This is a genomic window from Pseudomonas sp. Pseusp97 (genome assembly GCF_047304025.1).
In the GTDB taxonomy this organism is placed as follows: domain Bacteria; phylum Pseudomonadota; class Gammaproteobacteria; order Pseudomonadales; family Pseudomonadaceae; genus Pseudomonas.
In genome coordinates, this window is the sequence record NZ_JBGLYK010000055.1 from 1 (window position 1) to 20,713 (window position 20,713).

General features: G+C 66.1%; 16 protein-coding genes. 8 read left to right on the plus strand and 8 right to left on the minus strand.

Annotated features, from left to right (window positions below; translation table 11 throughout):
• Positions 1-183 precede the first annotated feature (183 nt).
• A complete protein-coding gene (locus tag ACCC94_RS12075; RefSeq protein ID WP_413349700.1) occupies positions 184-594 on the minus strand; it encodes a helix-turn-helix domain-containing protein in 411 nt (136 codons plus the stop codon).
• 469 nt (positions 595-1,063) lie between these two features.
• Between ACCC94_RS12075 and ACCC94_RS12080 the strand changes: the two genes are divergently transcribed.
• The gene (locus ACCC94_RS12080) at positions 1,064-3,856 is read left to right on the plus strand and encodes an ATP-binding protein (RefSeq protein ID WP_413349701.1); all 2,793 of its coding nucleotides are present in this window, start codon (positions 1,064-1,066) and stop codon (positions 3,854-3,856) included.
• A gap of 274 nt (positions 3,857-4,130) precedes the next feature.
• Here the strand turns inward: ACCC94_RS12080 and ACCC94_RS12085 are convergent, their stop codons facing one another.
• The 3 genes from ACCC94_RS12085 to ACCC94_RS12095 all read right to left on the minus strand — a co-directional run bounded on the left by ACCC94_RS12085 (position 4,131) and on the right by ACCC94_RS12095 (position 5,713).
• Complete coding sequence (locus ACCC94_RS12085; RefSeq protein WP_413349702.1) at positions 4,131-4,733, minus strand: hypothetical protein; 603 nt, start codon at positions 4,731-4,733, stop codon at positions 4,131-4,133.
• A 137-nt stretch (positions 4,734-4,870) separates the two neighbouring features.
• Positions 4,871-5,122 carry a hypothetical protein gene (locus ACCC94_RS12090; RefSeq protein WP_413349703.1) on the minus strand — a complete coding sequence of 84 codons (252 nt, stop codon included), beginning with the start codon at positions 5,120-5,122 and terminating at the stop codon, positions 4,871-4,873.
• Between the two features lie 138 nt (positions 5,123-5,260).
• Positions 5,261-5,713, minus strand: a complete 453-nt coding sequence (locus tag ACCC94_RS12095) for a universal stress protein (protein WP_413349704.1) — start codon at positions 5,711-5,713, stop codon at positions 5,261-5,263.
• Between the two features lie 177 nt (positions 5,714-5,890).
• Here ACCC94_RS12095 and ACCC94_RS12100 point away from each other — a divergent pair, with 177 nt between their 5' ends.
• The 7 genes from ACCC94_RS12100 to ACCC94_RS12130 all read left to right on the plus strand — a co-directional run bounded on the left by ACCC94_RS12100 (position 5,891) and on the right by ACCC94_RS12130 (position 16,023).
• Positions 5,891-9,136: an ATP-binding protein gene (locus ACCC94_RS12100; protein ID WP_413349705.1), complete on the plus strand. Its 3,246-nt coding sequence runs from the start codon at positions 5,891-5,893 to the stop codon at positions 9,134-9,136.
• A 76-nt stretch (positions 9,137-9,212) separates the two neighbouring features.
• Positions 9,213-9,857, plus strand: a complete 645-nt coding sequence (locus tag ACCC94_RS12105) for a response regulator (RefSeq protein ID WP_413349706.1) — start codon at positions 9,213-9,215, stop codon at positions 9,855-9,857.
• Positions 9,858-10,036: 179 nt separating this feature from the next.
• Complete coding sequence (locus ACCC94_RS12110) at positions 10,037-10,582, plus strand: fimbrial protein (RefSeq protein ID WP_413349707.1); 546 nt, start codon at positions 10,037-10,039, stop codon at positions 10,580-10,582.
• Positions 10,583-10,648: 66 nt separating this feature from the next.
• The gene (locus tag ACCC94_RS12115; RefSeq protein WP_413349708.1) at positions 10,649-11,386 is read left to right on the plus strand and encodes a fimbria/pilus periplasmic chaperone; all 738 of its coding nucleotides are present in this window, start codon (positions 10,649-10,651) and stop codon (positions 11,384-11,386) included.
• Positions 11,387-11,511: 125 nt separating this feature from the next.
• Positions 11,512-14,058 (plus strand): fimbria/pilus outer membrane usher protein, encoded by a 2,547-nt coding sequence (locus tag ACCC94_RS12120; protein WP_413349709.1) that lies wholly within the window; start codon positions 11,512-11,514, stop codon positions 14,056-14,058.
• Positions 14,059-14,104: 46 nt separating this feature from the next.
• Positions 14,105-15,085 carry a fimbrial protein gene (locus tag ACCC94_RS12125; protein ID WP_413349710.1) on the plus strand — a complete coding sequence of 327 codons (981 nt, stop codon included), beginning with the start codon at positions 14,105-14,107 and terminating at the stop codon, positions 15,083-15,085.
• Positions 15,086-15,390: 305 nt separating this feature from the next.
• Positions 15,391-16,023: a response regulator gene (locus ACCC94_RS12130; RefSeq protein WP_413349711.1), complete on the plus strand. Its 633-nt coding sequence runs from the start codon at positions 15,391-15,393 to the stop codon at positions 16,021-16,023.
• A 15-nt stretch (positions 16,024-16,038) separates the two neighbouring features.
• On the opposite strand, the gene ACCC94_RS12135 is transcribed toward ACCC94_RS12130, so the two are convergent.
• From ACCC94_RS12135 to ACCC94_RS12150, 4 genes are all read right to left on the minus strand, one after another.
• The gene (locus tag ACCC94_RS12135) at positions 16,039-17,079 is read right to left on the minus strand and encodes an AraC family transcriptional regulator (protein ID WP_413349712.1); all 1,041 of its coding nucleotides are present in this window, start codon (positions 17,077-17,079) and stop codon (positions 16,039-16,041) included.
• Positions 17,080-17,273: 194 nt separating this feature from the next.
• Positions 17,274-18,482 (minus strand): DSD1 family PLP-dependent enzyme, encoded by a 1,209-nt coding sequence (locus ACCC94_RS12140; RefSeq protein ID WP_413349721.1) that lies wholly within the window; start codon positions 18,480-18,482, stop codon positions 17,274-17,276.
• Positions 18,483-18,567: 85 nt separating this feature from the next.
• Complete coding sequence (locus ACCC94_RS12145) at positions 18,568-19,962, minus strand: D-arabinono-1,4-lactone oxidase (RefSeq protein ID WP_413349713.1); 1,395 nt, start codon at positions 19,960-19,962, stop codon at positions 18,568-18,570.
• 16 nt (positions 19,963-19,978) lie between these two features.
• Entirely contained in the window at positions 19,979-20,344 is a 366-nt protein-coding gene (locus tag ACCC94_RS12150) for a c-type cytochrome (protein WP_413349714.1), read from the minus strand.
• Positions 20,345-20,713 lie beyond the last annotated feature (369 nt).

The window sequence follows — 20,713 nt, forward strand, 5'->3', positions numbered from 1 at the left end:
GTGAAATCCTCGATTTGCTTTCAGTGGGTGCCGGCTGGGCCGGAAGGTTTTGGACTCGCTTTGCAGTGCGTCACTGCCTGGAACAAAGATTAATTTCGACACCCTTGCTCCACCAGACGGCAAAAATCGCCTCTAGCGTTCCATTTTCAGAACGACAAACAGATGAGGTGGCCGGGGATCGGGCTAGCCCGCGTGCCGCCACGTCGATTCGCGTTCACCGTCGAAGAAGCGGCGCTGCCAGTTCAGTGGCGTGACGCCTTCGATGCGGTAGAAGATCCGGCAGAAATGCGCCTGGTCGCAGAAGCCGCATTGCAGGCCGATCTCGGCCAGCGGGAAGGACGATTCGCGCATCAGTTGCTTGGCCTTTTCCACCCGCTGGACTCGCATCCAGGCCTGGGGCGAGTGCCCGGTGGTGACCTTGAACTTGCGGGTGAAATCGCTGCGTGACAGCGCGCAGGCGGCCGCCAGGTCGCTGACTGTGATGCCGCTGTCCAGGTGCTTGAGCAACAGCGCCAGGGCGCGCTCCTTCTGCCAGGGGGCCAGGTCGCGCTTGGGAGCGTCCGCTGGAGTCTGGCTGATGAGTCTGTGAAGCATGCTGGTCCCTCCCCTGCGATCCGGGGACCATTCTTGGCGGGCGCAGGGGGAGCGGCGAGTTAAAGCTGGTTAAACCGCATTAACCCCTGGGAGACAAACAGCAGCGAACGGGCGGCAGGCAGCGGTTCTTACCTCGCTCCTCCGGCGGCTTCGCCTCCAGCGTCAACCACCCGCCCGTACCCGATCAGTCCTTGCCCTGCGCGGCTTGCAGGGCAAAAGGCGGGGCAATGCGGCACGCACGTTCCGTATCGTGGGGCGCCGCAACGGCGGGCCGCGCGTTAATCGTTATTAAGCGCGCCGCCCTGGGAGAACCGCCCGGAGCGGGATGGCTGAACGTTCCACGGTCGTTTACCCTGAGATCCTTCACACAGGACTGCCAATCGACCGAAGAGTCGATGGACTTGTGCCGCCGGGGCGATGCCAGCGCCGGCAAGAACCTGCCGCAGCGTGCAAAAGCGACGACCAGACGATGATTCCCGAGCCCGTGGCCCGGGTCGAAACCGTGCTTCATTTCGGCCCCTACCAGATCTACCCCGCGTCCCGCGTGATCCTCGAAGCCGGCCGACCGCTGCGCCTCGGCCAGCGCGCGCTGGACATCCTGCTGGCGCTGCTGGAGCGCGCCGGCCAGGTGGTCAGCAAGCGCGAGCTGATGGCGCGCGCCTGGCCCGGCCAGGAGATCGACGAAGGCAACCTGCGGGTGCACATGACCGCCCTGCGTAAGGCCCTGGGCGACGGCCAGAACGGCCGGCGCTTCATCGTCACCATCGCACTGCGCGGCTACAGCTTCGTCGAGCCGCTGTCAGCTTCGGCGCAGCCAGCGCCCACCCCCGATGACGGCCAGTCAGCGGACCACAACCTGCCGCCCCGGCGTAATCGCCTGCTGGGCCGGGAGGCTGAGCTCGAGCGCCTGGTCGCCGAGCTGCCGCGACGTCGCTGCATCAGCCTGGTGGGCTGCGGCGGCATCGGCAAGACCAGCCTCGCCCTGCAGGCCGCCGAGCGGTTCATCGGCCAGTATCCGCACGGCATCCGCATGCTCGACCTCACCCAGTTGCAGGACGCGAGACCGCTGAACAGCACCCTCGCCAGCGCGCTGGGCATGCCGGGGCTGGCCGGGGAGTCGCTGGAACACATCTGCACCCAGGTCGCCGACCGGCAGATGCTGCTGCTGGTCGACAACTGCGAACACCTGATCGAGGCCGCCGCACACCTGGTGGAGTGCCTGCTGCGCCACGCACCGCAGATCCACATCCTCGCCACCAGCCGCGAAAGCCTGCGCGCCACCGGCGAGCACATCCTGCCGCTGCGATCGCTCGATTGTCCGCCGCTGCAGATTGGCAGTGTCGAGGACGCCCTCGCCTACCCGGCCGTAGCGCTGCTTATCGAACGGACGAAGGAAGTCCATGAGGACTTCGAGTTCCGCCCCCAGGACCTGGCCCGTGTCAGCGAAATCTGCCGACGCCTGGAAGGCATCCCGCTGGCGCTGGAACTGGCCGCCGCGCATCTCGGCCAGGGCGACGGCAGCATCGATGCTCTGCTGCTGGGCGGTTACCTCGACCTGCCGCTGCAGTCCGAGGAATCCCCCAGCCGTCACGAACATCTGCGCGCGATGCTCGACTGGAGCTACGCGCTGCTGCGCCCGGCGGAACAGGCCTGCCTGCGGCGCCTGAGCGTGTTTCGCGGCAGCTTCGCACTGGACGCCATCGCCGCCGTCCTCGGCCAGCCGGCGGACCTGGGCGCGGCCTTCGTGCTGGTGAACCAGTTGACCGCCAAATCGCTGCTGACCACCGAGATTCGCAACGACGAAGTCACCTACCGACTGCTGGAACCGACGCGCCTGCATGCGCTGGAAAAACTCCGTTCCGCTGGGGAACTGCACGAGGCCCGCGAACGCCATCTGCAGCTCTGCCAGAGCACGATGCAGACGGCGCAGAATGAGTGGGAAAGGTCCGCCTCCCAGGGTTGGCTGCAGCAATATTCGCCCTGGTTGGCGGAGGTCCGCGCGGCTCTCGTCTGGGGCCTGCACGCGGAAGTGCGGCACTCCCGGGCAATCCATCTGGCCGCCTGCTCGGCGCCGCTGTGGCAGGAGCTGTCGCTGCTGCACGAATACGGCCCGTACGTGAGCGCCGCGCTCGGCCTGCTCAGCGCCGAATCCGGCTCGTCGCTGCAACTGGCCATGCGCCTGGAACTGGCGCTGGGCAACACCACCTACCACGACGTGCGCAACAGCCAGGCGGACGAAGCCTTCCAGAACGCCCGTTATCTGGCCCAGCAGATCGGCGATCGCAACGGTGAACTTACCGCGCTCTCCGGTGGCCTGGCCGTATTGCTGTGGGCCGGCCAGTACCGGCAGGCGGCCGAACAGAGCCGGCACTTCGACCGTTTGAGCGAGGGCCAGGGCGAGATGCTCGCCACCAGCGCCCTGCGTCTGAAGGTGCTGGCGCTGCACTACTCGGGGGATCAGATACGCGCCCGCGCCGTCGGCGAAGAAGTACTGCAGCGCCTGGAACGACAGCGCCGGGCCAATCGCTTCGCCCCATGCCTGGGCGTGCAGTACGACCAGCAGGTCGCCTCCCTTGCCACCCAGGCGCGCACGCTCTGGCTGGGCGGCCTGCCCGAGCAGGCGGAGCGCATGGCGATGCAGGCGATCGAACTGGCCTGCGAAATCGACCATAGCGCGTCCATTGCCTACAGCCTCGCGGTGGCCGGTTGCGTCATCGCGATCTACAACGGCGAGATCGACAAGGCCCGCAGCCGCGTGCGGCAGATGATCGAGGTCGCCGAGCGCCACCGCGTGCCATTGTTTTCAGACTGGGCGCGGCACTATGCGTGGGCCATGCAGCTCGACGAATCGGCAGGCGCCACGACACCCGCGGTCGGCCTGGTACGCGACATCGTGCAGACCTTCGGCGGACGGCGCCTGCCCTCTGACCAGGCCCAGCTGATGCGCGCACGAACCGGTGCGGCAGGCTGGTGCGCCCCGGAGATCCTGCGCAACGAAGCCGTTGGGCTGCTGGAGCGCGGCGACCGCGAATCCCTGCTCCGCGCCGAAAGCCTGCTGACCCGGGCTCTCGCCCTGGCGCAGGAGCAAGGCGCTCAGGCCTGGGAGCTGCGCTCGGCGACCTGCCTGGCGGAGCTCTGGAGCACACAGGGCAAAGCGGTGGAGGCACGGCAATTGCTGGAGCCCATCTACCAGCGCTTCAGCGAGGGCTTGGAACTGCCGGACCAGTGCCGGGCGCGGCAGTGCCTGGAGGCCCATGGCTGATGGCCACTGATCCAACCCTGCACACCCATCACCGAACAATTGCGCCGTTTCCGCAGCGTAGGAGCGGACCTTGTCCGCGAAATCCATCGCGGCTCAATCCATTTCCGCCGGGACGAAGGGAGCACTGCGCCTGTCGAGGAGGATCACCCGGCTAACACCGAGCGGCAGCGCAGATTCGCGGACAAGGTCCGCTCCTGCGAGAGCAACCCTGCGCCTAGCGGAAACCGGTGATTTCCCATAAGAACGTCAGCCCCCACAGGCACAGGCAAATTCGCTACTGCGGCTGCACGCTCACGGCAATGGCAGAGGTCACCCGCATCACCAGTTGCCGGCCGACATACTCCGGCTTCATCACCACGTCCGGGCGGACATCGACGGTGTGCTGGCTGCCATCGGCGAACTGCAGGGTCGCGGTACGCCTGGTGGTGTCCAACGATTTGACCATGGCGGTGATCTCCACCGTATCGGCCGCGAGCAAGCCGGGCTTGTTCCCCGGTTGCGCCGTCGCCAGCAGTCCGGCCGCGCCACCATTGCTCTCCTGGCCTGGTTCGCGCAGGTAGACCAGGCGCTTCAGGGCGACGATGGCCCGTACCCGATCGCCGACCTTGAGCTGGTCGAAATTGTGCATCTCCGCCGGGGCCTGCAGGGTGCGCGTGTTGCCCTGGTCGTCCCTGAGCGTGAAGGTTCGCTTCGCCCGGTCGATGGCGCTGACGCTGGCCTGTACCTCCTCCGTCTCGGTCATCGCACCGCCCGGCACGCCCTTGGCGACCGACTCGGTGCTGTCGTACTGGTAGCTCAGCTCATCGTTCTTCTGGCTCTGGCAACCCACGAGCACACCAGCGGCCAGGGACAGGCAGATCCAACGGGACACACTCATCGGGCGACTCCTTGCGTCAGGGTGTTTGCGATCTGGTCTTGCGGACAGGAACCGGAGCACGCAGGCCTTTCCTTCACGGCTGCGTGGTTACACCGAGCGTAGCAGCCGCCTGGCGTTCCACACCGGCACGCGCTGCCTCAGTACTTGATATCCCGCGCCGTCTCGCGGCCCTGCTGCTTGGTCTGCCTCTTATCCTGCCGGCACTGGGCGTTGTATTGCTGGTCAGCGGCGCGGCAAGCCTGCTTGGTCTGGCGCGCGTCCTGTCGGGTTTCCTGGCGCACATCCCGCGCCTGGCGGCGCTGGCTGCCCTGCTCGGTGGCCCAGACGGAAGCGGACGAAGCGACAAGGAAAATCGCCGCAAGCATCGCGGTGAACAGGGAACGGCTCATGGCATCACCTCCTGCAGCGCAGGGATCGGGACTAACCAGTACAGCCGATTCCCGCCGTGCTTGCCGGCAGCGGCAGGCGCTTCGATGCGCTGTTCGACGAAAGGCAATGCCGGCTGCGCCGCAGCCGGCCAAGCGGGCTTACCGATCACGCACCAGCAGCACCGGGCGCCTGCTCGACTGCAGAACCCCTTCGGCCACACTGCCCAACATCAGCCGATGCACGCCACGGCGACTGTGCGTGCCCATGACGATGGCGTCGGCCTTGACCGCGTCCGCCTCGATCTCGATGCGGTCGGCGACCTCCTCGCCCGTGGTTTCCATCGTCACCCGCTGGTAGGTGGCCGGCACGCCGAACTCGGCAAGTACCTCCCGCGCCTTGTCGAGAATGTCGTCGGCCGCCTTGAGCGCGGCGTCCTGCAGCGCCTGGGCGTCGTAATACTTGGCGTAGTAAGGCATGTGCCCCAGCGGGCGGTCGACGATGGTGATGACGTGCAGTTCACCACCGCTCATGCGGACCAGCCGCGCGCCTTCGGCCAGCGCGCGGAAGGAAACGGGGCTGCCGTCCACGGCGGCCAGTACGTGTGCGTACATGGTGTTCTCCTGGTTGATTGGCAGTACGACCATAACTGCCCGGTCGCCGAATACCCTTGTGCAAGGTCAATGGATTCCCAGGCGGCGGCCGGAAGGCACGAGGCTGCGGCGCAAACGCAGGGCTATGCTTGTGTTCCATCGGCATCGGAACAGCCCGCACGGGACCTCACCAGCGCGATGACCAGCACCAACACCCCGAACAATGAGCAGTTCCCCTCCCGGCTGACGCGGTTCGCGGTGGCGATGATGGTGCTGGTGCTGAGCTGCGTACTCGGCCTGTTCGCCTTGAACCTGTTCCAGCGAGTGCTGTGGGAGCAGACCTCGGTCGCCCGCTCGCTGTTTCTGTCCGTACTGGAGAGGAACAGCACCTACGACTTCTACTCCCAGCGCGCGGCGCAGACGGTCGCCAGGAGCACCCGCATCGCCGTCACCCTATCACCGCCCTTCGAGCATCTGGGCAGGACTTTGCAGCAGCAGCCGGGGCCGATCTGGGTCACTCCCGAACAGGCCGAGTTCCGCCGCAGCCTGTTCATCGCCGCCAGCTCCACGCCCTTTACTGTATCGCCGGCCGAACTGGCGGCACTGCAGCGCTTCGCCCACTTCGAGCGAAGCTACTGGGGAGCTGAACCACCGGCGTTGTATTCGGCTTATCTTGACGCCTCAACAGCTACCGGCTGGGTGATTCCAGCCCCTGGCGTGGAACCGCTGTCGCCGTATGGCAGGCAAGTGTTCACCAGCCTGTTGCGCGTCGTGACGACCCGCCAGGAAGAACTCCGAGCTGCCGGCGCGACAAGGGGTTCGTTCTGGGTCGGCCCCTTCGCGGACCCAGTGACCGGCGCCCGGGTCATCAGTTGCGTGGCGACGGTCGCTGGCACGGGCAATACTCCGGGTGGCTTCATCATCACCACCATGACTGCCGAACAGTTCCTCGCCGCCCTGTTGCAGGACGGGCCACAGCGCGCTGCTGCAACGGAGCGTGCAGCCTTCTTCAATTACCGCGGCGAGGTGGTTCATCGCGGTCTGCAGACCCAGGGCATCGACCTCACCCGCGTGTTCGACAGGATCAGCGCCAGCCGCGCCATCCGGGGAGATCGCCAACTGGACCATTGGCTGGAATCCGGTCGCCTGGTGATCGCCAGCACCGGCAGCCTGGACAGCGCCAGCGGCATCTATGCAGTGTCATTGCGCCAGGCCCTGGCGCCGTTCGGTTTTTCCATCGCCGTAGCGCTGGCTATCTACCTGCTGATGCTGTGGGGCACCTTCTGGTGCGCATCGCTGGTACGCAGGCACGTCATCCGCCCGCTGCACGCCAATGCGCAGCGAATGCGGGAAAGCGAGGCCTTCAATCGCGCCATAGTCGAGACGGCGCCCGTGGGGCTGCGCGTCGTCCGTCTGGAGGACTCGGGGTTACAGGCCGAAAACGGCATGGCGCACCAGGTGCTGCCGTTCGATTCGGACGATAGCCGCAATGCGCTGGGGCGCTTGCTGGCGCAGGCAGAGAGCCCGGTACGACGCCTGGAATTCCAGGCCACCGGCGATGATGCCCAGCGCCGCGACCTGGTACTGGTCGGGCGATCCGTGCGTTTTTCGGGGACCGACGTGCTGCTCTGCGTGATCGGCGACGTGACCCGGCAGAACGACCTCAGCCGCGCGCTGGACAAGGCCAGGGCTCTCGCCGAACAGGCCAACCGGGAGAAATCCCAGTTTCTCGCGATCATGAGCCACGAGATCCGCACCCCGCTCTACGCCATGCTTGGCACGCTCGAAATGCTGGGGCTGGGCGACCTCGAAGAAGAGCCCCGGCAGCAGGTGCGCACGATCCAGGAATCCTCCGGCGTGCTGCTGCAGATCCTCAATGACCTGCTGGACTACTTCAAGGTCGAAGCGGGCCAGATGCATCTGGAGCTTGCCCCGTTCGATCCCGTCGCACTGGTCGAAGCCGCGGTACGCGCGCAACTGCCGATAGCCCGGCGCAAGGGCCTGGAACTGAGCTGCGAATGGCAACCCGACCTTCCGTGGCTGCTTGGCGACCGCAACCGGGTTCGCCAGGTCCTCGACAATCTGCTGAGCAATGCGCTGAAGTTCACCGAAGCGGGCAGTGTCCAGGTCTGCTGTCGGGGCGAGCCCGGTGACGACGGCCGCTACGAGCTTCGCCTGAGCGTCACCGATACCGGCATCGGCATCGACGCGGACACCCAGAGCCACCTGTTCGAACCCTTCGTCCAGGGCGACAACACCATCGCCCGCCGCTATGGCGGCACCGGACTGGGCCTGTCCATCTGCTCCCGGTTGCTGGAAATGATGCAGGGCCAATGGCAGGTCCACAGCGAAGCCGGCGAAGGCAGTTGCTTCAGTGTACGCATCCCCCTGCCGCAGGAGCGCGCGCGCACCGGATGCGGGCTGGACCTGCCGCCCGTGGTGGTACTCGCCGAGCCACCGTCACGAGCCGAATATCTCTGCCGCCAGGTCAGCGCAGCCGGCGCGCCGGTGCAGCTATACCGCGATGGCTGCGCGCGCCCCGACGCCGTGCTGCTGGTCGCAACGCCGCAGAAGTCCCCGACGCCGGATGGTTTTGCCGCCGTCCTGCGGCTCTCCGCCGAAGGACCGCTGCAGGTCGAGCGTCGCCTGGAAGGATACCTGCTGAGTCTCTTCAGTCTCCTGGCACTGCCCGAAGCGCTTTGCGCCGCGGCCGGCACGCTGAACAGCGACGGCGACCCTGCGAATCCGCTCGAGCACGGCTCCAGCTTCGGCCTGCACGTACTGGTGGTCGAGGATCACCCCTACAACCAGCGGCTGTTACGCCAGCAACTGAATCACCTGGGGTGCCGTGTGGAGATCGCGCAGAACGGCGAGCAGGGATTGGAAGCCTGTCGCCGCAACAGCTTCGATCTGGTGCTCAGCGATGTGCACATGCCGGTCATGGATGGCTATGAGTTTGCGCGCCGCATGCACGCGGAGAGTCAGGACCTGCCCATCATCGGACTGACCGCCAGCACCTCGGCCGGCGAAAGCCAGCGCTGCCTGAAGGCGGGCATGAACCTGTGCCTGAGCAAGCCGATCTTCGTCGACGCGCTGGCAGAGGCTCTACGCAGCGTCCTGCCGACCGCCGCGCTGGCCACAGGCGCCGAGCCATCGCTGCCGGATCGGCAGTGGCTGTTCAGCCAGCTCATGCGTGGCGACCTGGATTCGCTCTATGCCGCCATGCACCGTGGCGACCTGCGCCGGACCGGTTTCATCGCCCATCGCATCCGCGGCGCGCTGGTGCAGGCACGGCTGGAGGAGTACGAGGAAGCGCTGGAGCTGTGCCGTGAGATAGAGGCTGCAGTGAGCGAGGCGCAACAGGAAGTCGCGGGGCATGTCGAGGACCTCGGGCTCTACCTGGAAGCCTACCTCGAGGAAGACGGCCCCGCAGAAGACGACTAGCGCCGACGGCCCTTCGCGCTGAGGCAGCGCTGGCTATGCTTGCACAGGATCGGCAACCGGCACGACAGGAGCGGCCATGATCAGATTGCTCATTGCGGACGATCATCCCCTGGTGCTCAACGGCATCCGCCAGGGCATACAGGGCGAACATGGCATGAAGGTGGTGGGCCAGGCCACCAGCTCTACCGCGTTGATGCGGGCGCTGGAAACCACCGAGTGCGACGTCATAGTCACCGACTATTCCATGCCCGGCGAAGTGGGTGACGGCCTGCTCATGCTGCAACTGCTGCGTCGGCGCTACCCGCGCACCCGCATCGTGGTGGTGACCATGCTGGACAATCCGGCCCTGATCGCCAGCATGCAGAAGGCTGGCGTCGGCGTGATCTACAGCAAGGCGGACGGTCCTGAACTGCTGCCCGAGGCCATCCGCGCGGCGCACAGCGGGCGCGACTACCTGTCGCCACTGATTTGCCAGTTGCTCAAGGCTTACCGTGCCACCGCCACCAGCGAAACCCGGCCACGGCTGTCCAAGCGCGAACTGGAGGTCCTGCGCCAATACGCCGGCGGAGCCTCGATCAGCGAAATAGCGCGAATCCACAACCGCAGCACCAAGACCATCAGCGCGCAGAAGAGCGTGGCCATGCGCAAGCTGGGGCTGGCCAACGACTACGAGCTGTTCCAGTACGCCAGCACCCACGGGCTCGTCGCCGACGCCAAGTAACTCCTGCACCACCCCAGCGCGCCAAAGCCTCGAAGATTTTTTAAGGGTTTGCTGATTCCTCGGCGGGCCGCGTTTCGCCAAATTGACCGTCGCAGCTGCTGCCCTCGGATGCCGCCTCCACGACACCATCCGCAGGGGTCGTCGGCTGCATCCACGGCAACCCTTCGAGACGTACCAGCATGAAAGCCAACCTGAAATTCATCGCGACGATGTTCCTGGGCGGAGCAGCGCTCGCCTCCCAGAACCTGTTCGCCGCCGACGGCACCATCACCTTCAATGGCCAGGTGACCGCAGCCACCTGCGATATCACCACCAGCGGCGGCGGCAAGGACTTCACCGTCACGCTACCCACGGTATCGACCGCCAGCCTGAGCAGCGCCAATTCCACGACCGGGCGCACGCCTTTCTCGATCAACCTGCGCAACTGTTCGCCCGCCAGCGGCACGGTGCACACCTTCTTCGAGTCGGGCCTGACCACCGGAGCGTCGGGCAACCTGGCGCTGGATTCGGGCGGCGCGCCGAATGTCGAGATCCAGTTGCTCAACACCGACCTGAGCGTGATCAAGGCGGGCTACGCCGACGCGTCACAGAACTCCCGCCCGGTGCCTATCACCCCCTCCGGCACGGCGGACCTGAACTACAACGCGCGGTACGTTTCGGTGCAGGGCAACGCTGGCGCAGGCCCGGCCAACAGCAGCGTGGAATACACCATCGCCTATCAATGACAGTCCGCGACCGGGGGCCCAGGGACGGGCCCCGGTCGATGCGGACCGATACCTCGCAGGTCAATCATGAAGTTCTCTCCTACCCTCCGCACCGCCCTGCTCGCGGGGTTCGCCGCTGCCTTCCTGGGCGCCGGCCTGCCGGCGCAGGCTTCGATCACCATCGCCAACACGCGGGTCATCTACAACGCACCGGACAAGGAAGTCACGGTCCGTCTCAGCAACGCAGGAACCGCGCCGGCGCTGGTCCAGTCCTGGCTCGACAAGGGCGACCCGAGCGCCTCGCCCAGCAACATTGAGCTCCCCTTCGTCATCACGCCCCCGGTAGCCCGCGTCGATCCGGGCAAGGGCCAGACACTGCGCATTCTGCATACCGGCGGTGCGCTGCCGCAGGACCGCGAAAGCGTGTTCTACCTCAACGTCCTGGAAATCCCGCCCAAGGCCGCTGACGCGGACGGCGCCAACAAGCTGCAGTTGGCTTTCCGCTCACGGATCAAGTTCTTCTTCCGCCCGCAGGGGCTTGCCGGTACCGCGCAGGAGGCCCCCGCGAAGCTGCGCTGGAAGCGCTTGCAGAACGGTCAGCAGATGCTCCTCGAGGTCACCAACCCGACAGCATTCCATGTCTCGCTGGCGCTGATCGAAGTCACAGGCGGCGCCCGCTTCGACGACGGCGTCATGGTCGGTCCCGGCCAGACGCTGCGCGTCGCTCTCAACGGCGCGGCTTCGGGCGCACCGGGCGGCAGCGTGCACTACCGCGCCATCAGCGATTACGGCGGCGCCATCGAAGGTACGGCTGCATTGCCCTGAGCCGGCGCCGCCAACCGGAAGTCCCGCCGGCGGCACTGCCATCGATACCTTCCTGAACAACCGACTCGCCAGAAGACAGGGACAGCCGTTGCCGCAAAAGGCTCTGCTGCGAAGAAGCCATGCCCATGAAAAAGCCGATTTCCTCCTTCAGCTTCTGCCAAACCGGTGTGCTTCTGCTGGCCTTCATCAGCGTCAGCGGCACTCTGGCCGCCGCGGCGCAACCGGGGAACGACATCGCCCAGGTCCAGTTCAACGATGTATTCCTGCGGCAGCCCGATGGCGCCAGCATCGATGCCCGCCGCTTCAGTTCCGGCAACCCTGCCGCGGCCGGGGTCTACCGCGTGGACATCTACCTCGACCAGCAGTGGCTCGATCGCAGCCAGGTGCGGCTGGGGCCGGTGCCGGCCGGTTCGGACAACATCCAGCCCTGCTTCGACACCGCCCTGCTCGAACGCCTGGGCGTGGACATGAACAAGCTCGGCCCGGCCCGCATCGAACGCCTGCAGCGCGGCGGGACCGAATGCATCTCCCTGCCCGAGCTGATCGAGGATGCCACGGCAAGCTTCGACAACGGTGACCAGCGCCTGGACATCAGCATTGCGCAGCAGGCTCGCCTGCGCTTCGCTCGCGGCTATGTCGACCCGAAACTGTGGGATGACGGCGTGACGGCGGGCCTGCTCAGCTACAACGGCAACTTCTACCGCACCCGCAACCAGGGCCATACCGACGACCAGGGGTACCTGGGCCTCAACGCCGGGTTCAACGCGGGCCCCTGGCGTCTGCGCCACAGCGGCAACCTCAACTACAACAGCCTCACCGGCAATGACTACCAGGACATCCAGACCAACCTTCAGCGTTCCATCGCCCCCCTGAAGAGCCAGTTGCTGCTGGGCGAGGGCTTCACCGATGGCGCCCTCTTCGACAGCTTCGGCTTCACCGGCGTGCAGATCGCCAGCGATGACCGGATGTACCCGGAGTCCCAGCGCGGCTACGCGCCGACCGTCCAGGGCGTGGCTCACAGCAACGCGCGGGTACAGGTGCGGCAGAACGGCAACATCATCTATGAAACCACCGTAGCGCCTGGGCCCTTCGTCATCGATGACCTCTATCCGACCGGTTATGGCGGCGACCTGGAAGTCGCGGTGATGGAAGCCGACGGCCAGGTGAACCTCACCCGCGTGCCTTACGCGGCGGCCGTGAATGCCCTGCGGCCGGGAACCACACGCTTCGGCATCACGGCCGGGCAATTCCGCCGCCCGGACCTCGACAGCAAACCGCAACTGCTACAGGCCACCCTGCAGCAGGGCATCACCAACACACTCAGCCTGTATGGCGGCGGACAATTCGCCGAAGGCTATCGGGCACTGCTGTCGGGCCTGGCGATCAACACATCCTATGGCGCCTTCGGCCTGGATCTCACCCAGGCGCAGGCCACTCCCGCTGGCCAGCCCGAGCGCAGCGGCAAGAGTCTGCGGCTGAGCTACAGCAAACTGATCGAACCGACCCGGACCAACGTCGCCCTGGCCGCCTACCGCTATTCGACAAGCGGCTTCCTCAGCCTCCCTGACGCCGTGGCCCAGCAGGAACTGCAATCGCGTTACCCCAGCCTCGATTTCCGCGGCAGCCAGCGTGGGCGCCTGCAAGCAACCGCCAGCCAGGAGTTGGCTCCCGGCCTGGGTCACTTCTACTTCAGCGGCTCGACCCAGGACTACTGGGACCGCCAGGGGCGCGACAGCCAGTACCAGCTGGGCTACAGCAACCAATACGGACGAGCCACCTACGGGCTGTCCGCCTCGCGCCAGTTCAATCTCAACACAGGCGCCTGGGACAACCAACTGGTGTTCAGCCTGAGCTTCCCGCTGGGCGAAGGTCGCCATGCGGTACGCGCCTCGAGCACGCTGCAGAGCAGCTCAACGGGCTCGACGCTGCTCCAGCAGTCGCTGGGCGGCACGCTGGGCGAAGCAAACGCCCTGGCCTACAACCTGACCGGTTCCCACAGCGGCGGCAATACAGGCGACAGCCTGGCGGGAAACCTTGCCTACAACAGCCCGCTGGCAAGTCTGAACGGCAGCCTGAGCCAGGGCGAAGGCTATTCGCAGATCGGCGGCGGGCTGTCCGGCACGGTCGTAGCCTTCGACGACGGCGTCGCCTTCTCGCCGGGCAGCGGCGACACGCTGGCGGTGATCGAAGCCAAGGACGCTCGCGGCGCGCGCATTGCCAACATCAATGGCTTGAGCGTCGACCGCTGGGGCCACGCGCTGGTCACTAACCTTTCGCCCTTCTCGCGCAATGAAATGGAGCTCGACCCCAAGGGGCTGCCGATGAGTGTGGAACTCAGATCCACCCTCGAGCACGCCACACCGACCGTGGGCGCAGTGGTGAAAGTGAAGTTCGCCACCGAAGACTCAGGACGCAGCGCGGTCATTCGCGCGCGTACCGTCGACGGTCAGCCGTTGCCGTTCGGCGCCGAGGTGCTCGACGCGCAAGGCCAGCCCGCCGGCACCGTGGCGCAGGGCGGACGCCTGATCGCCCGTGGACTCAAGCAAGTCCACGGCGACCTGCGGGTGAAATGGGGCGAAGGCGCGGCGCAGAGCTGCCGCCTGAGCTATCGCTTGCCGCCCGCCTCTCCTGCGGGCACTGACTGGGTGAACCTCGATGCAACTTGCCACTGACAGCTGCCCGCGCGCCGCGCAGCGAACGAAACGCCACGTCACCCTGATGCGGCTCCTGCTCGTGCTGCTCCTGCCAATGGCCTGCGCGACGGCCCGGGCTTCCTGCAACGTGACCCCCGCGCTGCCCTACCTGAGCCCGCTGCCCAACATCGTCGTCGCATCCAGCCTGGGCATCGGCGAGACGATTCCCGGCACGCCACGCAATTACCAGTTCAACGGCAGTTGCAACGGCCAGAACGGCGAAGAGCCCGGCGCCACCATCATCGCCTGCTACTACGGCTCCGGTAGCGAAGTCATGCCGGGGGTCTACTCGACCGGTGTGGGCGGCATCGGCATCCGCCTGCGCAATGCGTCGGGGGTACCGATCATCAACGCCAAGGGCATCCACTGCGACTCGCGTTACGCCAGCGTGGGCAACCTAGATGCTCAGCTGGCCTACTCCTTTTCGGTAACCATCGAATTCGTGAAGACGGCTGCGACGGTCGCCTCGGGTAGTCTGGACCCAGCGCAGACCAGGTTTGGCCTGGGCGTCTACGGAACCGGCACCGGATTGGGCGGCAACGTCAACTACATCGGTTTCAGCGGCGGGGTCGCGCCGCGCCAGGTGACCTGCCAGGTGGACTACCCGGCCACCATCACCCTGCCCACGATCAGCACCACCAGCCTGAACTCCGCCACAGGGACATCCAGTCTCACCGGTTTTTCCATCAGCCTGCGCTGCGATGACTCGCTCAAAGTGGGCATTACCTTCGACGGCGCGGCCGGCACGCCGGTGAAATCCAGCGGCGACGGCATCTTCGGAAGCCTGAATGAAGGCAGCCCCGGATTCGCCAGCGGAGTTGGCGTGCAGTTGCTCGACGCAACGAGATCAAGCCCCGTGCCGCTGCAACAGCGGGTTGAGCTGGGCAGCCTCGCCGCCAACGAGCGCCGCAGCTATTCCTATGCCCTGCAATATCGCCGATTGGGTGGGCCCGTCCTGCCGGGCCTGGTTTCCGGCGCGGCGATCTTCACTTTCGATTACCAGTAAACCGGCGGCCGCCAGGACATTTAAAGGTTTTCCTATTTTTAAAGGTGACCTGCGCCACGACAATCGTGAACACAAGGAAGTGACCGGACACCACGCGGCGCATCGCGGCTCCTCTTCTGCAAACGATGCCCAGGCATTGGGTCCGGACGCAACTTCCACCGCGTCATCGACGCCGCTTCCAGGGGTTTCCGGACTCATCGGCGGCGCCTCGACGAACACTCCCATGAGCGCCCAGGGGCAATCGAGCCGTTTCCGCATGGAGGAAGCGCGTTGCCCTGTGGAAGGTTTTCGAAAAGGTCTGAATCATGATCAGGGTCGTAATAGCCGACGATCACCCCATCGTCCTCGCGGGTATGCAACAGCTGCTCGAGCGCTGCGCCGGGATCGAAGTCAAGGGAACGGCGACCAGCTCCACCGAACTGATGAAGCTGCTCGACGAAGGACTTTGCGACGTGCTGATCACGGACTATTCCATGCCCGGTGGAATCCACGGCGATGGCATCAAGATGCTGTTGTCGATCTACTCCCGGCACCCGGATCTGCCCATCGTCATGTTCACCATGCTCGACAATGCCCGGCTGCTGACCATCATCCGCTCGATCGGCGTACTCGGCCTGCAGAACAAGAGCGACCCGAACGAACTGTTGATTCCGGCCGTCCGCGCAGCCTCGGTGGGCAACCCCTACTTCTCGCCCAAGGTACTCGAAGCGCTGCTGCATGCCCCGCAAACCGCACAATGGCTGTCGCGACGGGAAATGGAAGTGGTGCGCCTCTGCGCGGCGGGCATGACCATCACCGAGGTCGCACGCCTGTGTCATCGCAGCAGCAAGACGATCAGTGCACAGAAGTCCACGGCGATGCGCAAACTGGGCCTGAAGAACGACTTCGAGCTGTACCAGTACGCCACCCAGCACGGCCTGCGTAACAGCGAGCTCTGACGACGATAACCGGGCTCAATGCGACTGCGCGACCTCGTCGCGGCAGGCCGACGGGCTTTGCCCTGTCCAGCGCTTGAAGGCCCGGCGGAAGCCGCGCACGTCGCTGTAGCCGAGGGCTTCGGCGATGCGCTCGATGGGCATCTCAGGGTTGCTCAGCAGGCTCATGGCCCGCGCCCGGCGCACCTGCTCCTGCAGGGTTTCGAAGGTGGTGTCGTGCTCGCTCAGGCGGCGGCGCAGGGTGCGGCTGCTCATGTTGAGGTCGCCGGCCACCTTGTCGATAGGGCTGCCATGGGTCAGGTCGCGCAGGATGGCGCGCTCCACCGTTTCCAGCAGGCCGGTCTTCTGCGGCGTCTGGGCGAACTCAGCTTCCAGCAGGTTGAGCGCCTGGCGCAGGGCGACCGGCTGGTGGCTGGGCAGTTGCCGGTCCAGCCAGTGGGTGGCGATGGCCACGCGGTTGTGCAGGCAGCCAAAGCGCAGGTTCGGCCCCAGCAGGCGCCGGTACTCGGCCTCGTAGCTGGGCGCGGCATGGGTGAACTCGAAGCGCAGCGGTTGGAATTCGTCACCGATCAGCGCGCGGTTGTAGACCAGCAGGCTGGCGAAGAACTCCTCCACGGCGAACACCTGCACATCGGCGAACGGCAACAGGCATTCGACCTCGATGAAGCTCTCCCGCGGCCCCTCCAGCAGGTTGCAGACGGCGATGCCGCCGGTGGTGTGCTGGAAGCGCCGGCCGAGCTCGAAGGCATCGCGCAGGGTCTTGCTCAGCGACAGCACATGGCCGAGCAGGCCGAGGGTGCCGAGCACGTTGCGGTGCCCGACCCACAGCCCCAGGCCGCGCTCGGGCAGCGCCGCGAGCGCGCGCTGGATCATCGCCACCGTCTGCCGGTAGGTGACGCGCTGCGCCGGGTCCTGCAGCTCCTCGGCGGTGAATCCCAACCCGCGGCACAGGCGTTCGCCGCTGACGCCCTTCTCCTCCGCGACCTCGGCGAGGGTCTGCAGCAGGAAAGGCGAAACCACGGCCAGGTCGAATTGGGCATCGAGGAGGATGTTGGGCATGGAGGCGGCTCTCGAACGGCACGCCTGAAATTGTTCTTCTGTGGCTGGCGCGCACGACGGGACCATCATAACGCGTTCGCCGACAGGCCAAGAAAGGGCGTAACAGAATATTTCGAAGAACCGCACCGCCGGATGGCGCAAATAGGAAGCCCAGGCCGGACGACCCGGGTTTTCCCGCTACGGCGCTCCGGCCCTCAGCTGTAGACCGGCCACTGCTCGACGATGCGCCCCTGCCGCACGGCCAGCAGGTCGCCGAACTGCAGGAGGATGGATTCGGACTGGGTCGGCCGCAGGAACACCTGGTCGTCCACCTTCAGGCCGACCGCGCTGGAGCCGTTGACCATCTCCTGGTTCGAGCTGCGCCCGTACAGACCATTGAACTGCAGGCCAGCAGGCGATTCGGGCTCGGCCATCCAGTTGCCGCCGTAGACGAAGAAGGTCTGCCGCTGGTTCGGGTCCCACCAGGAGAAGATCGCCGACTTGTCGTCCAACGCCGGCATCCGCACCGCGCCGGTGCTCTTGATCACCGGCGTGGCGATGAAGGCGGCCGGCTGGTGCTCCACCAGCGAAGGCAGGTCGTAGTGGGTCGGCTTGACCAGCGCGGAACCCACCGACACTTCGCTGCTGGTCCGCTCGTTTTCGTGCATGCGGAAGCTCGGGCTGCCGGCTGTGTTGAGCGTCAGGTTCGGCTTCCACAGCGTCGGGTGCCGGGTGCGGGCGTAGTCGACGAAGCCGTCGTAAAGAGTCATGACCTTGGCGAACAGCTCTTCCGGCGAACCGAGGATGCCCGGCACGCCCATGCCGACGAAGGGGTCGTAACCCATGAAGCCGGCGAATTCCAGGTGCTGCGGGTTGGCGCCGATGATCGTGAGCATCCTCTCCAGGGTTTCGTGGTCGGCCACGCCTCCGCGGTGCAGGCCGACGTCCAGCTCGATGTTGATCCGCATGCGGGTGTTGCGCGCCTGCGCCAGCGCCAGGTACTGCTGCAAGCGCTCGGGGGTGTCGAGCAGCCATTGCAGCTGGGTGGTCGGATCGAAGGAACCGCGCAGATTCTCGTAGAACTGTTGCGCCGAGCCGACCGGCAGCGGCTTGCCCAGCAGCAGGTCGGAATCGGGGAAGCGTTCGGCGTCGTGGTTGAGGAACGGCTGGTGGAACGACATCATCCGCCGGGTGCCGGCGCGTTTGGCGATGTAGTCGAGCAACTGCGGAGACGGGAGGGACTTTTCCACCACGCGCAGGTGCTTGCCGGTGCGGGCGACCGACTGCATCACCACGTCGACGTTGTGATCGAGGCGATCGAGGTCGATCAGCATCACCGGGCGCATCGGCCCGTGCTCACGCAGCTCACGGTTGAGCCGGGCGAAGTAGTCGTCGTACGGCGCACCCTGGTCGGTCGGGCGCAGCCAGGCGCCGGCACCGGCGAGCAGAACGCCCGCACCGGCCGCGCCGACGATGAAATTGCGTCGTTTCATGGGTTGTTCTTCCTTGTCAGGCCACGCCCAGGATGGAGTTCAAGTGGGCATTGAGGAACTTGCCCTGCGGGTCCAGCTCGCGGCGCACCTCGGTGAATTCCTTCCAGCGCGGATACAGCGGCTGCAGCGTGCGCGCATTGAGCGTGTGCAGCTTGCCCCAGTGCGGCCGCCCAGCGTATTTCCAGAAGATCGGTTCGACCGCTGCGAAGAAGTTGTGGTGGTCCATGCTGTAGTGCTGGTGCACGGAGATGGAGCAACTGTCACGGCCCTCGAACATGCTCAGCGGGATGTCGTCGGCCTTCACGTAGCGGTACTCGATGGGGAACCAGGTGCGCAGGTCCTTGTCGTTGATCAGCTTGAGGATTTCCCGCAGGCAGGCCGGGCCGTGCTCCGCGGGCACCGAATACTCCATCTCGTTGAAGCGCACGTTGCGCACGTTGGCGAAGATGTCGTAGGAGTCGCCGACCCGGTCATCGAAGCTGGCGACGTGGCGCAGGCTGTTGAGCAGGAAGCGCCGCGCGGCGGGGAAGTCGCTGCCGTACTTGTCGAGGCCCTCGATGATGCTGACGTACTCGTTGCCGCCCTCCTTGGCCGGGTCCAGCGGCGGCGTGGCCGGATCTTCGGTCTCGTTCAGGGCGATGGACAGCGCGTAGTCGGAATGGGTCAGCACCTGCATTTCCCAGTGCTGGTTCTCGCGGGTGTTCTTCTCCACGTCCTCCAGCAGCTCTTCGGTTCTGGCGATCCACTGGCGCTCGCGCAGGCGAAAGGCTGCGCGGTTCTGCAGGCGCACACGGGTGGCGACGCCGAACGCGCCAAGGGATACCCGCGCGGCATTGAAGACCTCCGGGCGGCGCTGGGCGTCGCAGTCCAGCACTTCGCCGCTGGCGGTCACCAGTTGCAGACCGACCACCGTCGACGAGTAGGAGCCGAAGCCGACGCCGGTGCCGTGGGTCGAGGTGGAGATCGCCCCGGCCAGGGTCTGGTAGTCGATGTCCGACATGTTCGGCAGCGCCTGGCCGATCTCCTTCAACGCCGCCCCCATGAGCGACATGGGTGTGCCGGCGGCGAATTCCGCTTGCAGCGTGTCGGCATCGTGGCCGAGCAGGCCGTTGAAATACGCCAGGGAGACCAGCGTGCCATCGGTGGGCACAAGGGCGCTGAAGGAATGCGCCGAGCCCACCGGGCGCACCTTGCCCTCAGCCTGGCGGATGACCTGCACCAGTTCGTCCAGGCTTTGCGGCGCCAGGCGCGCCGCCGGCAGGCAGCTCTGCCCGCCGGACCAGTTGCGCCAGGGAATCAGCCGCGGTGCGCGGGCCAGTTCGGCCGCCAGCGGACCGCTCGACAGCACGGCGAAGGCGCCGGCAATACCGGCGTTCTGCAGGAGTTGGCGGCGGGTGAGTTGAATAGGCATCGAAGTAACCCCGCGCTTACTGGACCGGCTGGCCGGACATGAAGGCAATCAGCGCGAGGAATTCCTCCTCCGAGCACTGCATGCACATGCCCATCGGCGGCATGCCCTTGTAGCCGTTGATGCTGTGGTCCAGCAGGCTGTCGGCGCCCTGGGCGACGCGCGGCTGCCAGGCTTTCGCATCGCCGGACTGCGGCGCTCCGGAAGCGGGGTTGGCGTGGCACAGCTTGCAACTGCTGTCATAGATCTTCGCCAGGGCCGGGTCCGCGGGAGCCAGGGTGGCGGCGGAGCGGGTAGTGCTTGGCGCGGCATCGTCGCCGCAGCCGGTGAGGCCGAGCACGGCCAGCAAGGCGAACGACAGCCAGGGTGTCGCGGGTTTCGGCATGGGGCTCCCCTCTTTTGACCGCGCCCACGGGTGGCGCGGATTCTTGTTGTCATGGGCAGAGGGCAGGTTAAGTCGACGGCGGGTCCTGCCCGAGGGCTTTGCCGGCCAACAAGGGGGTTCCGAGCGGACAAGGTGGCATTCGCACTCCCTGTCGGTTTCAGGATACGCAGGGTCGTTCGAGTGCTATCCCTAATCCAGAGGGATGGCAATCTTCCAGACTGTCGAGGACCGGGCGCGCACAGACGCCTGGCCGGACCGCAACAATAACAACAATGGCGCCCCGCAGAGCCACGCCAGCCGTGACGTGGCCGGTACGCCGCAGCCGAAGGATTCCGGGCCCAGCCCTGGCTGGCGCCTGCGATGTCGAGG

What these genes read in the sequence shown, in the direction of transcription:
- ACCC94_RS12075 (WP_413349700.1), bottom strand. Translation starts at nt 594, where the DNA reads ATGCTTCACAGACTCATCAGCCAGACTCCAGCGGACGCTCCCAAGCGC.
- ACCC94_RS12080 (WP_413349701.1), top strand. Translation starts at nt 1,064, where the DNA reads ATGATTCCCGAGCCCGTGGCCCGGGTCGAAACCGTGCTTCATTTCGGC.
- ACCC94_RS12085 (WP_413349702.1), bottom strand. Translation starts at nt 4,733, where the DNA reads ATGAGTGTGTCCCGTTGGATCTGCCTGTCCCTGGCCGCTGGTGTGCTC.
- ACCC94_RS12090 (WP_413349703.1), bottom strand. Translation starts at nt 5,122, where the DNA reads ATGAGCCGTTCCCTGTTCACCGCGATGCTTGCGGCGATTTTCCTTGTC.
- ACCC94_RS12095 (WP_413349704.1), bottom strand. Translation starts at nt 5,713, where the DNA reads ATGTACGCACACGTACTGGCCGCCGTGGACGGCAGCCCCGTTTCCTTC.
- ACCC94_RS12100 (WP_413349705.1), top strand. Translation starts at nt 5,891, where the DNA reads ATGACCAGCACCAACACCCCGAACAATGAGCAGTTCCCCTCCCGGCTG.
- ACCC94_RS12105 (WP_413349706.1), top strand. Translation starts at nt 9,213, where the DNA reads ATGATCAGATTGCTCATTGCGGACGATCATCCCCTGGTGCTCAACGGC.
- ACCC94_RS12110 (WP_413349707.1), top strand. Translation starts at nt 10,037, where the DNA reads ATGAAAGCCAACCTGAAATTCATCGCGACGATGTTCCTGGGCGGAGCA.
- ACCC94_RS12115 (WP_413349708.1), top strand. Translation starts at nt 10,649, where the DNA reads ATGAAGTTCTCTCCTACCCTCCGCACCGCCCTGCTCGCGGGGTTCGCC.
- ACCC94_RS12120 (WP_413349709.1), top strand. Translation starts at nt 11,512, where the DNA reads ATGAAAAAGCCGATTTCCTCCTTCAGCTTCTGCCAAACCGGTGTGCTT.
- ACCC94_RS12125 (WP_413349710.1), top strand. Translation starts at nt 14,105, where the DNA reads ATGCGGCTCCTGCTCGTGCTGCTCCTGCCAATGGCCTGCGCGACGGCC.
- ACCC94_RS12130 (WP_413349711.1), top strand. Translation starts at nt 15,391, where the DNA reads ATGATCAGGGTCGTAATAGCCGACGATCACCCCATCGTCCTCGCGGGT.
- ACCC94_RS12135 (WP_413349712.1), bottom strand. Translation starts at nt 17,079, where the DNA reads ATGCCCAACATCCTCCTCGATGCCCAATTCGACCTGGCCGTGGTTTCG.
- ACCC94_RS12145 (WP_413349713.1), bottom strand. Translation starts at nt 19,962, where the DNA reads ATGCCTATTCAACTCACCCGCCGCCAACTCCTGCAGAACGCCGGTATT.
- ACCC94_RS12150 (WP_413349714.1), bottom strand. Translation starts at nt 20,344, where the DNA reads ATGCCGAAACCCGCGACACCCTGGCTGTCGTTCGCCTTGCTGGCCGTG.